1 protein-coding gene is annotated in these 810 nt (G+C 69.9%); it reads right to left on the bottom strand.

Going from position 1 to position 810, the window contains the following annotated elements:
• Window positions 1-810: calcium-binding protein (locus AC1D15_RS35210; RefSeq protein ID WP_477829734.1), on the bottom strand; the 810-nt coding region annotated here is incomplete at both ends.

The raw sequence follows: 810 nt of genomic DNA, 5'->3' as shown, positions 1-810 counted from the left end.
GTGCAGCTCGCCGACCAGCAGGTCGCGCAGGTCCAGCACGTCGCCCGAGTTGGCGGTGTTGTCGAAATCGGTGATGACGTCGCGCGCCGGTGCCGCGGTCGTGCCCTGGTCGGCGAACTTCCACTGGAAGACGTCATGGCCCGTGCCGCCGGCCAGCGTGTCGTTGCCCTTGCCGCCGATCAGCGTGTCGGCGCCGTCGCCGCCGTTCAGCGCGTCGTTGCCGGCCCCGCCGATCAGCTTGTCGCGGGCGGCGCTGCCGGTCAGCGTGTCGTTGCCGACACCGCCGTCCAGCGTGGAGCCGGTGCGGATCACGTACTGGCCGCCGCTCATCACGATGTCCTGCGTGTCCGAGAGCGTCGGCGCATTCGCGTCGCTGAACATCGCGAAGTTGCTCGTGCCCAGCGTCTGGTAGGTCGTGTCTGCCGAGCCGGTGGCCTTGATCTCGATCTTCAGCACGGCGTTGCCGCCTTGCTCCCAGTACAGCAGCTCCAGCGCCGTCAGCCCGCCGGTGATCGGCACGCCGGTGTAGACGCGGGTGGTCGGCGACTGGATGTCGTCGTAGACCGCGACCTGGTGTCCGTCCAGCATCAGGCGGAAGCCGTCGTCCGCGGTGACGCGGATGTCGTAGGTGCCGGCGGCCATGTACACCTCGCCGGTCAGGCGCACGCCTGCGTCGGTGGTGGTGCCCAGGCCGCTGGTCGGGCCGCTGCCGCCGACGCTGCCGGCGCCGGTGCCGGTCTCGATGCTCAGCGATCCGGCATCGCTGCCGGCGGTGCGGTGCAGGAACTTGTACAGCGAGCTGTTGTTGTC

Source organism: Rhizobacter sp. P2_H2 (assembly GCF_056403375.1).
Note: the sequence above shows the minus strand (reverse complement) of the source record. Positions and strands in the feature narration are given on the sequence as shown.